The organism is Sodalis sp. RH20 (genome assembly GCF_047324205.1).
Lineage (GTDB): Bacteria > Pseudomonadota > Gammaproteobacteria > Enterobacterales > Enterobacteriaceae > Acerihabitans.
Genome location: NZ_CP178733.1, coordinates 4658468 through 4670923, shown reverse-complemented (window position 1 = coordinate 4670923; position 12456 = coordinate 4658468). Strand labels below are relative to the sequence as shown.

The window sequence follows — 12456 nt, the reverse complement described above, 5'->3', positions numbered from 1 at the left end:
ACGCGCTATGGGCAATCCCATTATCAGGATCCGCCGTCTCGGCAAACGCTTTGGCGCCAACCGGGTACTTAACGGTATCGATTTTGAGGTCTTCCCCGGCCAGGTTGTCGTGATTATCGGGCCCAGCGGGTCGGGCAAAAGCACTTTCCTGCGCTGCTGCAACGGGCTTGAGCAAGCGGAAGAAGGCGACATTGAGATTTGCGGCAGCACCCTGATAAAACAGGGGAAAATGTTGCCTGACGTTGAGCTTAACGAACTGCGCAAAAACGTCGGCATGGTTTTCCAGTCGTTTAATTTATTTCCTCATCTGAGCGTACTGGACAATATTTGCGTCGCCCCCCAGATGCTGCGTAACCTTAAAAAAACCGACGCCCGGGCGCAGGCGATTAAACTGTTGGGCAAAGTCGGTTTGGCCGCCAAAGCGGATGCCATGCCCAACAGCCTGTCCGGCGGTCAAAAACAGCGGGTCGCCATTGCCCGCGCGCTGGCGATGGAGCCGCTGGTGATGCTGTTCGACGAGCCGACGTCCGCGTTGGATCCCGAACTGGTGGGCGAGGTGCTGCGGGTCATGAAAATGTTAGCCCAGGACGGCATGACCATGATTGTGGTGACGCATGAAATGGCCTTCGCCCAGGAAGTGGCCGATGTGGTGGTGGTCATGGACGGCGGGGTGATAATCGAGGCGGGCCCGCCCGCCGCTATTTTCGGCGCGCCGAGGGAAGCGCGGACCAGGACCTTCCTGCAAAGCGTACTGTCCCGCGCATGACAGCCCCGGCGCCGCTGCGCCATCGGCCGGCGGTCTGCCATGAGCGCTCCCGACCTGATGTGCCGCCGCCTGCTTCCGCGCTGCGCAAGGGCGTATTCAGCACGTCAGCACTATTTTTCCGAACGGGCCGCGATCGAGATGATCCAAGGCATCGGGCAGTTGATCGAATCCGTATTGCCGGTCGATCACCGGCTTCAGGCCGATAGCATCCACGGCGCGCACCAGATCTTCCAGCGCGCGTCGGTGGCCGACGCCAATGCCCTGGATGACCGGCGATTTCAGCAGCAATGGGCCGCCGGGGCCGTTGATGTCAAATCCCTCAAACACGCCGATCGCTGAAATAGTACCGTGGACGGCCACGGCGCGAATCGAATTCGCCAGGTTGGGGCCGCCCACGGTATCGATAATATGGTCGATGCCCCGGTCCTGCGTCAGGCTATAAACCGATTCCACCCAATCGCCGTTCAGGCGGTTGATGCCGTAATCGGCGCCCAGGGCCTTGGCGCGGGCCAGCTTTTCATCGCTGCCGGAGGTGACGTACACCGTTGCGCCGTGCGCTTTGGCAATCTGCAGGGCCAGCAGCGCCACGCCGCCGGTGCCCTGCACCAGCACCGAGTCCCCGGCGCGCAGGCGGCCGCGTTCCACCAGGGCGAACCAGGCGGTCAGACCGGCGCAAGGCAGGGTACTGGCCTGCGCGTCGTCAAGCGTGGCGGGGGAGGCGGATACCCAGTCTTCATGCAAAATCACATATTCCGCCAGTACGCCTTGCAGGGCGCCGCCCAGGGTAATATAGGGCGGCGTGCGGGCATTACCCCCTGGCTTCCCGTCGATCCAGCCGGGCGTAAAATTCGATATCACCCGATCGCCGGCCTTGAACCGGGTGGTGCCCGCGCCGGTGGCATCAATCACGCCGGCCATATCCGACGCCGGGGTAAACGGCAGCGGCAGATCCAGCCCCATGCCGGTTTCGATAGCCAGCTTATCGCGGTAATTGAGGGAAACGGCGTTCACTTTTACCCGGATTTCACGGGGTCCCGGCTGCGGGACGGCGATCTCGGTCAGCTTAAGATTTCCACGCCCAATAGCGTCCATCGTCCAGCGTTGCATGGTGTCGGCCATGATGTCCTCCTGATAATAAAATGTGTTACGTCAGGATAGCGTTGATATCACGTCGCCAGTGGCGATAATATTTCCAATTATTGTTTCCAAAAAGGCGACAACCTATGACGGATCGGCTGAAAGGTATTTCGGTGTTTGTCACCTCGGTCGAAGCGGGCAGTTTTGCCCTGGCGGCCAGCCGGCTGCATCTCTCCCGTTCGGCGGTGGGCAAGACCATAGCCCGGCTTGAGCAGCGCCTCGGCGTACGTTTGTTCCAGCGCACCACCCGCAGCCAAAGCCTGACCGCTGACGGCGCGTTATTTTACGAACGCTGCCAGCGGGCGCTGGAGGAGATCCACACCGCCGAAACCTTGCTGGAAACCGGTAAACAGCAGGTCAGCGGTCGCTTACGGGTATCAATGCCGGTGCTGTTCGGCCGTCTGTGCGCCGCGCCGCTGTTGATCGAGCTGACACGGGAGCATCCCGGGCTGGAGCTGGAGCTTTCGTTCAGCGATCGTATCGTGGATTTGATCGAGGACGGCTACGATTTGGCTATCCGCAACGGGCCTTTACCCGACAGCGCCCGGCTGGTGGCGCGCCGTATCGGCGATCACCGCATGACCTTCTGCGCCTCGCCCGGTTACCTGGCACGGGCCGGCACGCCGCATACCCTTGCGTCACTGGCCCGCCTTGAGACGGTGGCTTATTTGCGCGCGGGAATGTTACAGCATTGGCAGGTTAGTCTGCCCGACGGCACGGTGGAAGAAGTGGTGCCAAAAACGCGTCTGTTAATGGATGATTTACAGGCGATCGCGGATACCGCCGCCGCCGGCTTCGGTATTGCCTGGCTGCCCTGCTGGCTGGTACGGCAACGATTGCAGCAAGGTGAATTGGTCCAGGTACTGGCGGAATACGCGGGCGTTTTTTTTCAGTCCTATGCCGTATGGCCCAAGACCACTCACCTGCCGCTGAAGGTCCGGCTGGCGGTGGACCGTCTGGCGGAGAGATTGGCGACCAGTATGAGTTTGTAGGGGGTGATGATACTGATCTCTTGCAGTAGTCAGGAAACCTGATGGGCGCCAAGCAAAACCGATAATAGAAGATAAAAACCGGCCCGATCGGGTGGACATAGTCGAAGATGAGCTTAACGTATCATGACATTAACCAGCAGAAAAAACCGAGCTGCCGGAATGAAGTCATGGCTTATTGTCTCGACATACAGGCGTTTTAACCACCGGGGAGCAGGCAAACGCGTCATTAATCGCCGCTGTCACCACTCTCACTCGCCCAGAAGTCCAAACATCAGGATTGACCACCAGCCAAATATCGGCGGAGTCGATGCGCGACGGCATCACGTTAATCAGTTCCGGGCAGCATCGTTGCACTATTTCGCGCGCCATCATGCTGATACCCATCCCTTCCCTAACGGCATCCATCAGCAATAACTGCGAGGCGGTTTCCATCACGACAGTGCCGTTGGTCAGGGGCTCGCCACACAACTCCTGCCAGTACTGTGGCAACACCTCGCGGGGGAACATTACCAGATCATGCCCCGCAAAGGCGCTGCCGGCCAACGGCAGGCCATGCCGTGACACATAGTCCGCCGAGGCGTACAACCCCATATGGACAGTGGCCAGGCGACGTATGATTAAACTGCCGTCCGTCGGACGTGCACTGCGCACCGCCAGATCGGCCTCGCCTCGTTTGATGTCCAATAGCGCAGGAGCGGTGGAGAGCGTCACGGTAATATTGGGATGGGACCGGCGCAGTCCGCGCAGGGCCGGTAATAAAAAACAACGCGCCAGCGCTTCCGTCGAGGCGATATGTACCGTGCCGGCGAGCGAGCTATCCAAACCGACGGTTTTGCGCCGTATTGCCGCGGCTGCGGCTTCCATCATTTCCGCTTCCGGCACCAATAATTTTCCTGCCGCCGTCAGTCTATAGCCCTCGGGATGACGGGTAAACAGGCTGGTTATTAACTCCCGTTCCAGGGTACGCAGGCGGCGGGCGACGGTGGCCTGATCGACGCCGAGGCTGAGGGCTGCCGCGCGTAAACTGCCGGTACGGGCGATTGCCAAGAAATAACGCGTGTTATCCCAGTTCATGCTCTCCCCACGGCAATTTTGCCGCACCTGGTGTTATTCCTGCTGCATTTTAAGACTTTGGATTTCCTTTTACACTCACTGCTTATGCATAAATAGAAGGAATTCATCATGCCTGAAACCAGGCTGGTAACGAGCGACGGTGCCATTTCCGGACACATAGGGCAATTTGCCGTGTTGCTGGTGCTCTGTGCCGGTATGTTCATGGCGATACTGGATGTGAATGTGATGAATATTGCCATCGTCAGCATACAGTCGGAATTCCGGACGACGGTTGCGGGTATGACCTGGGCGGTGGATGCCTACAATCTGGCGCTGACCGGCCTGATGCTGTCCGCCGGGGCGCTGGCCGATCGCCATGGCGCCCGTCGTATATGGATGCTGGGCCTGTTGTTGTTTACCGGCGCGTCATTGGGATGCGGTCTGAGCCATTCAATCGTTCAATTGATTGTGCTGCGGTTGGCCCAGGGTATGGGTGCGGCATTATTTATCCCCGCGTCGTTTGCGCTGATGCCGCTTATCTGGCCTATTAACGCGGCCAGGCAGCGCGCGATCGGCCTGTTTGGCGGCATCGTTTCCCTTGCTGCCGCGGCGGGACCGGTACTGGGCGGTTTCCTGGTCGGCTTTTTCAGCTGGCGCAGCGTCTTCTTGATAAACATCCCCATCGGCCTGTGCGGACTGCTGGCGGCGTTTCGTTTGTTACCGGTGGTAACCGGCGGTCACGGGCGTGGCTTTGATCCGGCGGGACAGGGTCTTGGTATCGCAACGTGCGCTGGGATAAGTTATCTACTGATTGAGCTGCCTACGCGGGGATGGACCAATGGCTTAATCCAACTTAGCGCGGGTGTTGCGCTGGCGGGTGCGGCGGGTTTTATCCTGGCTGAACGGCGCGCCGTCTCGCCGCTGATCCCGCAGTCCCTGTTTATGCAGCGCACGTTTAACATCGCCAATCTTACCGGCATGATAATTAACGTGTGCTATTTTGGTGGCATCTACGCGCTCAGCCTGGTCCTGCAGCAACATTTGCGTTTTTCCCCTTTGCGCACGGGGATAGCGCTGCTGCCGCTGGCGGTTTTCCTGATGATCGGCAATATACTCTCTGGCAGGCTCATGGCGCGTTGGGGAATAAAAAAGCAGATGATTATCGGACTAGTGCTAAGCGCCTGCGGTTATTTTGGCATGGCATGTTTACAGGATCATATTACCCCCCTGGTAATCGCCGCGATGGCGGTATTGGCCGGCGGCGCCGCTTTTGTGGTGCCGCCGATGACTGCCGCCGTGCTGCATAGCGCACCTTTATCCATGGCGGCCACCGCCTCGGCGGTGCACACTACGCTACGCCAACTAGGCTCGCTAATGGGCGTTGCGCTGGCTGGGCTGGCCTTTACGCTTATCTCCTCGCCTCTGGCTACGCTGATGCTGGTGTCGATGCTTAGCCATCTTTTTCTGGCACTGGTGGTCTGGCGGGGCTTGCCGCTAAAATGATATGTTTGTGATGTCGCCTGGCATCGGAGGAATGGCGTATGACGGATATTATCGGCGGCCTATGGCATCTGCACTGGCTTGCGGCGCGGGGCAGCCTGCAGGCTCACCAACATGCATTTGTACGGGAATGCCAGCGCGCCTTCGACGTGTTATCCGGGCAAATGTCCCCGCCGCCGCTGGATATTCTTTTTCACCGTTCAACCACACAGGTCATAGCGCAATTGGGTTTATGCGGACGGGCTTGGGAGCCGGCGCTGTTTTCTCTGTATGTCGATCCCGATAACCCCAACCTGGCCGTCAGCCTGGATAACGGCGCGTTTACACGTCAACTGCTGCACGAAATTCATCACTGTATGCGCATGGCCGGCCCCGGCTACGGTTATACGCTCGGTGAGGCGCTGGTCAGCGAGGGCCTGGCCGGGCAATTTGTCTCCTATCTGCTGGGCACGCCGCCGGAATTATGGGAAGCGGCATTGCCCGTGGCCTCCCTTGGCCGCTGGTTGCCGGACCAAACACAATTGGAAGCGACCGGCTATAACCATGCGGAATGGTTTTTCGGTACCGGCCGTTATCCGCTTTGGCTTGGTTATACCCTGGGTTATGAGCTTGCCGGACAATGGCTTGGCCGCACTGAACGACCGCCAATGGAGGCCAGGATCAACGCGCCGGCCAAAGATGTCTTGCGTGACGCCGGGTTTCCGTCGTGTGGACAAAGCGTTATTTAACGGGCCGGTATCTCGTTGTCAACGTACCTTTTCTGCGGGGTATAAAACGTCATCAGCACGGAGAGAACGGCAAACATCGTAAGGGCGAAGGCGGCTCCCGTTTCGGTATAGAGCATACCAAAGACCACCGACCCCGCGACCTGCCCCGCCGCCAGCATGAAAAACACCGCTCCTGCGCCTGAGGCCGGGGCGTCTTGCGCCGCTGAGGTCCCGCAGACCAGCAATACGCCGGTCAGCGTGACATAGCCGGCGCCGCACAGCGCAACCGCCGGAAAGAACCACCATGAGAACCCGTGGCTGAACGCCAGCAGCAGAAGCGGCGCCGCCATAAACAGCTGTGAAATACGGTAAACCTGATTAAGACCGGCATACGTGGCCATGGGGCCGGTCATTGCGCCGAGTATGCCCGCGCCGCCGCTGACCAGCCAGAGCATACTCGCGGTATTTTCATCCACGCCGGAATGATGGCGCAGCACGTCCGGCCCAAAACTCCACCAGGCCGCGCTGGCCATTCCGCTGGCGAAGGCGATGATGACCAGCCGCGCTACCGGACGCCGCAGAAGCGTTTCGCGCCGGTTTTTTTCCCCCAGACGGATATTGAGGCGACCGCCGGGCAGGCAGCATATCACCGGCGCCAGGCTGGCCAGCGCCACGATGCCGAATACCGTGCAGGCTGCGCGCCATCCGCCCGGCAGATAGAGCAACACCGGCACGGACAGGATAATGCCCGCCCCGGAACCGGCGTTGATGACGGTATTCACCAGCGGCTGTTGTGTGACGGAAATAACCCGGCTGACCGCGGCGGCAAGGGATGGCGAGGCCAGGCCTGAACCCAGGCCGGCAATAAAAAGCCCGGCCGCGAGCATAACAGGAGAAAAAGCGAGGGCAAGCAGCATCAGGCCGGCGGCGGCGCAACAGGCCGCCGCCGCCGCCGGCAAGCGCGGGCCAAAACGTGCGGCCAGTACCGATGCGCATAGGGTGGACAGACAATAAGCCGCAAAGCTGCAGGCGGAAATGATGCCGGCCACCCGGGGGCTGAAGGGAATATCGCTCATGATGGCGGGCAGCATCAGTCCCCATGAGAACCTGGCCATGCCGTAGGTGACGGCGATCAGCGAGAAACCGGTGATTCCGAGCGCCACGGACGCTTTCATCGCCGTTCCCCGCCGGCGATAAGCAGCGCGGCGGCTTCCCCCGCGCGGGTCGCGGCTTCGGGACCGATAATCAGCGCCGACGTGATGGCGCCTTCAAACAGCATCCATATGGCGTCGGAAAGGGCGGCGCCGGCCGCGCAGGGCGAATTCCCGCTACAGGTCGCGATGTAGTCCCGCATCGCATAGCGATAGTCAAGAGCCTGCGCCGCCAGCCTGATATCCTGCTGCGCATATTCGCCCCAGGCCTTCAGGAAGAAGCATCCCGATGTGCCGTAGTCCCGCATCCACTGCCCGAGCACCGCGAAAAGCCTGCTGACCGCCTCCGGATGCCGCGCAGGATACAGCGCCGAAAAAAACCGGTTTTTACGATCGTGCATCACCGCCGCCGTCAATGCCTCGCGTGAAGGAAAATAACGATACAGGGTGCGCGTTGATACGCCCGCCTCGCTGCAGATCCGGTCCGTACTGGTGGCGTGGAAACCGTTGGTATAAAACAGCCGCTCCGCGGCCTGGATGATGTCTTGTTTTTTGTGCATAACCGCAAAAGTAAACCGATCGTTTTACTTTTGCAATGATTACCGCAAACATTTACCGCGTTGGGCGATAAGCGGGTGTTTTCGGGATTGACTATAACCCTCCGGGCTTGCCAATCGTCTCCGCCATCGCCTCCACACGCCTGATGGCCGCATACAGATCCGCCGCCGTAACCTTCCCCGGCATATTTGCCATATCCGGCGCATGTACCGACGCCCGCACAATGCTGTCCAGCTCTTCAGCGGTCAATTCCGCTATCTCGTTTAACCGCAGCGGCACCGCGCAGGCTTGCGCCAGCGTGATGGCCGCGCGCAGTTCGTCGTCGCAACGGTTTTCCAACGCCAGCAGGCAAAGATTGCCGAACCCCACCAGCAGGCCGTGGCCGAAATCACGGGTTTTATGGCAGACGGTAAAGCCTTCGTAAATGGCGTGGGCGGCGGCGGCATGGGCGCCGTTGCTCATCAGCGACGTCAGGCCCGCGAACATAAAAATGGCGTCCAGCACCTGATCCAGCTCCGCATTGGCCCGGCCGTCACGCACCGCCTGGCAAGCCGCCGGCCCGTAGGCGGCAATCAGGTCGTAACAAATTAAACTATTGGCCTGGGACGAGCGCTGGATCCCTATCAACCGGGTCTGTTGCGCGCTGATGGCGCGGAATTCGTACCATTTCGCCAGCGTATCGCCAAGGCCGGCCGCCAGCCAGCGCATCGGCGCGCGTGCCAGCAAATCACTGTCGATAATCACCGCCGCCGGCGCCTGCGGCAGCGGATAAAGATCCTGGAACCGGCCGTCATCAAAATAGCGTATCGACAGCGGTGTAACCGCCGCGCAGGTGGCGGCGATAGTGGGGACGGCGACCACCGGCACGGCGGCGGCCACGCCCACCGCTTTACAGGTATCCAGCGCCTTGCCGCCGCCGGCGCCAATGATCAAATCGATACCCAGCTCAGTCACCCTTTGCGTTAACCGGTGGATGTGCGTTGCGCTGCATTCGCCGCCGAACCATGCGCTGTCGACCAGCGTCACCGGGCCGGCGGCCAGCTGTGTTTTAACGGCCGCGTCCACCGCCGCCAGCGCCTGGTGGCCACCTATAAGCAGCGCGCGCCGCCCGAGTTTGCCGCACACCTCACCCAGCCGGGACAGGGTGCCGGGACCGCGCAGGATCTGCGCCGGGAAAATAATGGATTGTGCCTGCATATGTCCTATCTCCGATGACATGTTGTTCTCAATAAAGGCTAATAAGTTAACCGGCATGTCATGCATAAGCCGGATCGTCCGGCTGCTTGCGCCTGCGGCCGGCCCTGTGCGCGTCCGGGGTGATGCGCGTGATCCTGATATTCCCACGCTCTGCCCGGGGGTTCTTGGCGGCGCTCAGATAACATCATGACTGGGGATCAGCAGTCTGGCCAGCGCGCCGATATCCGTTTCATGCTCCAGATCCATTCCCCTGGCCCACAACGTCTGCGCCTGGGTGGCCGGCAACGCATGAGCCGCCAGGGATAAAAATTTATCCCGCAGCTGCCGGTCGCTGACGGGATTGGCCGGATTGCCGAGCGCGATGTCCACCCGCAGCGTCAGGCGATCGCCCTCGCGGGTATGCAGGGTAATTTCCGGTTCGCCGTCCGCGCTTAGCGCCGGATCCACCCGTAATTCAATGCGGGACATCATGGCCAGCAGCCGGGGGTCCCGACGCTGCTGTTCCCCATAGGCGTCCAGGCCCGCGTGACCCAATACCAGCCGCGCCGCCACCGCATAGGGCAGGCTCATCTGCGCGGCCGCCAGCGTCTGCAGATGCATATTGCCGCACATATCGTTAAGAAACGGGCAGAGACGGACCTCGATTTTTTCAATTTCCTGATAGCCGGCATTAAGCCTGCCGAGCAACAAACCGGCGGCGTCAATCGCCGCATGGGTGCCGCGACAGGAGGCATAGGGTTTTATCGAGCAGCGCTCCAGCTTCCATATCCGCGCCAGCTCATGTGTTAGCGCCCCGGGAGCGGCGCCGGCGGCGGCGAAGGTGGACAGGAAACCGCCCCAGCGATCGTCAAACAGCGCCCCGGGACCGGTGATACCCCGGCGCGCGCTGAGCGCCGCCAGTACGCCGCCCTCGGCGGCGCGGCCGGCATGCAGTTTTTTACTTTGCGAGCCGTCGTGAATAAATCCCCACAGTCCGCCGCTGAAGCTGCCGGCAATACCCAGCGCGGAGCTGGCCTGCGCGGCGTCCAGCCGCAGCAGGCTGGCCGCCGCCGCCGCCGCGCCGAACACGCCGCAGGTGGCGGTGGAATGCCATCCGGCGCCGTTATGGGCGGCATAACCGCCGCAGGCTTCCAGTACCCGGCGGGCAATGTCATAGCCTATGACGGTCGCCAGGATCAAGGCCTTGCCGCTGACCGGCTGCGGGCACAGCGGCAACACCGCCAGCAGGGCGGGGATCACTACCGCGCCGGAATGGTCGCAGCCGCCGGTATCGTCAAGCTCCAGCGCATGGGCGGCCACGCCATTGAGCAACGCCGCGTTGCGGGCCGAGGTTGCCAGTGAGGTGCCCCAGACTACCGCCTGCGGCGCGGCGCCTTCCTCCGCCAGCAGCCGGGTCATCTCCTGCGCCACCTGGCTGCCCGCGCCCGCCAGGCCCGCCCCCAGGGTATCAAGAATATGCCGTTTACAGCGCGCCACCAGCGCCGGCGGCAGCCGATCGAAGGAGGTATTAGCGATAAAATCCACCAGCGCCTGCTGGGGATTGGCCGCGACGGGCGCGCCGGTGTTCTGCAGTGGTGCGTCAGTCATGGGGCATCCTCTTCGGTAACTCCCCTGCGGGGAAGGGGCCGGCAGGATTTTCCCGCCCGCGATGGCGCCGCCAGACTTCGGCCGGATGCGCGGGATCGTTATCCGGCTGGCTGCGCCGCCACCAGTCGGCAACGTCGCCGGCGGTGGCGACCCAGACGTCGGAATGCGCGGCAATATAATCAAGCAGTTCGCCCAGTACGCCGATGCGGCCGGCGGTGCCGATCACCTCGGGATGCAAACGCAGGACATAGCACAGGCCGAAGCGGTAAAATCCGTCGAAATCCATCTTCATATTGCCCAGGGTCTGGCTATAGGACGCGATGCGCGACTGCGCCGGCGGCACCGCCGGGCTGAGGTTAAAGGCAAAATAGGGTTCGTCTTCCAGCTCATAGTGCAGCGGCAGTTCCACCAGCCGGGGCGCGGGTACCGCATCCGCAGGCGAGTGTAAGGGAATAAAAAAAGGCAGATCGTCGCCGCGCCAGCCCGAGGTCCAGCATAGGCCTTCAGCCACCAGGGCATCGGGCAGGCCGTCGGCCCAATTGCCCGCCGGCAGGCGAAAACCCCGCGGCGCGGCGCCGGTTATATTGGCGATGGCGGCGTTGCCGCGCCGCACGCTTTTTATCTGCTCCGCCAGCGTCAGGGCGTCAAACGATTCAAACCGATAGCCGCGGCCGGCAAGCTCATGGCCGCCCTGCCGGATTTGCCTTATCCGGTCGGGATGTTCTTCCGCCACCACGCCCGGCACGCACCAACTGGCGGGGACGTTTTTTGCCGCCAGCAGCGCCAGTAAACGATCGATGCCGCGCAGGGTGCCGTAGCGCCATACCGACAGCGTTTTTTCCCGGCCGGCCACCGCCGGCACCTGGCTCAGGATGCCGTGGATATCATTAAAATCAACCGTCACCGCCACGGCGCAGCGTTTGCCGCCGGGCCAGCGTCCCGGGGATAAACCCGCGTCATTATTCATTGCCATGCTCCTGTAGCCACCAGCGCGCCACATCGCGGCAGCGGGCGAACCACACGTCGTCGCGCCGGCGCAAATGGTCAAAAAACCGGTCGAGCAGCATAATGCGGCCCGGTTTACCGGAAATCTTCGGATGGAATAATGTGGTCAGGCTCAGGCCTTCGTCCATCGCGCCGTCAAATTCGCGGCACCAGTTATCCAGCGTCAGCGCATAACCGGCGGTGCGATCCAGGCCCGAGGGAAAGTTCGGCTCGCGGGTATAGGCCAGGGAGGAATAATCGTCCATCTCCCAGCGTCCGGGGATTTCCACCAGCGGCCGCGGCTGTCCCGGCACCCGTATCAGATAAGGCCGGTCATCACCGCGCATGCTGCTGGAATAGGTTACGCCCGCGTTGAGCAGCATCGCCGGGGTTTCCTGGTGCCAGTCGCCGGACGGCGTACGAAAGCCCTCGGCGCGAACGCCCAATACCTGCTGGAAAATATCCCGGGATGTGTCCATCACCCAACGCTGCTGTTCAGGACTCAGGGCATAGAACGACTCATGCCGGTAGCCGTGGTAGGCCACCTCGTGACCCTGCTCCACAATGGCCCGGCACTGTGCCGGCCAGTTCTCCACGACCCAGGCCGGCACAAAAAACGTGGCGGGCAGCTGGTGCGCCTTGAGCAGATCGAGGATGCGCCCCAGCGCGCGGAAAGGACCGTAGCCGCCGAAGGTAAAATAATCCGCTTTGCGCCAAATGCTGCCGTCCAGCATGGCATCGCCGGTAGGGCCGTCGACATCGAACGCCAGCGCCATACAGCCCGTTTTACCCCCGGGCCAGCGGGTGGAAGTAGAAGACATGAT

Annotated in this window: 12 protein-coding genes; 4 read left to right on the top strand and 8 right to left on the bottom strand. The window is 61.6% G+C overall.

The genetic code is table 11. The features are described 5' to 3' along the window. Positions 1-19 precede the first annotated feature (19 nt). Positions 20-766: an amino acid ABC transporter ATP-binding protein gene (locus ACL2XM_RS21300; protein ID WP_413733246.1), complete on the top strand. Its 747-nt coding sequence runs from the start codon at positions 20-22 to the stop codon at positions 764-766. A 96-nt stretch (positions 767-862) separates the two neighbouring features. On the opposite strand, the gene ACL2XM_RS21295 is transcribed toward ACL2XM_RS21300, so the two are convergent. Continuing rightward, positions 863-1885, bottom strand: coding sequence for a zinc-dependent alcohol dehydrogenase family protein (locus ACL2XM_RS21295; RefSeq protein WP_413727427.1), 1023 nt, complete (start codon positions 1883-1885; stop codon positions 863-865). Between the two features lie 104 nt (positions 1886-1989). On the opposite strand from ACL2XM_RS21295, the gene ACL2XM_RS21290 reads away from it, so the two are divergent. Next, a complete protein-coding gene (locus ACL2XM_RS21290) occupies positions 1990-2895 on the top strand; it encodes a LysR substrate-binding domain-containing protein (RefSeq protein WP_410012784.1) in 906 nt (301 codons plus the stop codon). A gap of 165 nt (positions 2896-3060) precedes the next feature. On the opposite strand, the gene ACL2XM_RS21285 is transcribed toward ACL2XM_RS21290, so the two are convergent. Then, the gene (locus ACL2XM_RS21285; protein WP_413731562.1) at positions 3061-3969 is read right to left on the bottom strand and encodes a LysR family transcriptional regulator; all 909 of its coding nucleotides are present in this window, start codon (positions 3967-3969) and stop codon (positions 3061-3063) included. Positions 3970-4077: 108 nt separating this feature from the next. Between ACL2XM_RS21285 and ACL2XM_RS21280 the strand changes: the two genes are divergently transcribed. Then, a complete protein-coding gene (locus tag ACL2XM_RS21280; protein ID WP_410012782.1) occupies positions 4078-5451 on the top strand; it encodes a DHA2 family efflux MFS transporter permease subunit in 1374 nt (457 codons plus the stop codon). 38 nt (positions 5452-5489) lie between these two features. Then, entirely contained in the window at positions 5490-6176 is a 687-nt protein-coding gene (locus ACL2XM_RS21275) for a DUF2268 domain-containing putative Zn-dependent protease (RefSeq protein WP_410012781.1), read from the top strand. Here the strand turns inward: ACL2XM_RS21275 and ACL2XM_RS21270 are convergent. The 6 genes from ACL2XM_RS21270 to ACL2XM_RS21245 all read right to left on the bottom strand — a co-directional run bounded on the left by ACL2XM_RS21270 (position 6173) and on the right by ACL2XM_RS21245 (position 12453). Further along, positions 6173-7330, bottom strand: coding sequence for an MFS transporter (locus tag ACL2XM_RS21270; protein ID WP_413731560.1), 1158 nt, complete (start codon positions 7328-7330; stop codon positions 6173-6175). The two genes, ACL2XM_RS21275 and ACL2XM_RS21270, sit on opposite strands and share 4 nt — an antisense overlap. Then, positions 7327-7866: a TetR/AcrR family transcriptional regulator gene (locus tag ACL2XM_RS21265; protein ID WP_413721779.1), complete on the bottom strand. Its 540-nt coding sequence runs from the start codon at positions 7864-7866 to the stop codon at positions 7327-7329. The genes ACL2XM_RS21270 and ACL2XM_RS21265 overlap by 4 nt, the downstream gene beginning before the upstream one ends. Before the next feature lie 91 nt (positions 7867-7957). After that, a complete protein-coding gene (locus ACL2XM_RS21260; RefSeq protein ID WP_413733245.1) occupies positions 7958-9061 on the bottom strand; it encodes an iron-containing alcohol dehydrogenase family protein in 1104 nt (367 codons plus the stop codon). A 174-nt stretch (positions 9062-9235) separates the two neighbouring features. After that, positions 9236-10648, bottom strand: a complete 1413-nt coding sequence (locus ACL2XM_RS21255; RefSeq protein WP_413721780.1) for an MmgE/PrpD family protein — start codon at positions 10646-10648, stop codon at positions 9236-9238. Continuing rightward, positions 10641-11615 carry a polysaccharide deacetylase family protein gene (locus ACL2XM_RS21250; RefSeq protein WP_413721781.1) on the bottom strand — a complete coding sequence of 325 codons (975 nt, stop codon included), beginning with the start codon at positions 11613-11615 and terminating at the stop codon, positions 10641-10643. The genes ACL2XM_RS21255 and ACL2XM_RS21250 overlap by 8 nt, the downstream gene beginning before the upstream one ends. Further along, on the bottom strand, positions 11608-12453 hold the full coding sequence (locus ACL2XM_RS21245; protein WP_413721782.1) for a polysaccharide deacetylase family protein: 846 nt from the start codon (positions 12451-12453) through the stop codon (positions 11608-11610). Before ACL2XM_RS21245 ends, ACL2XM_RS21250 begins: the two co-directional genes overlap by 8 nt. Positions 12454-12456: the final 3 nt, after the last annotated feature.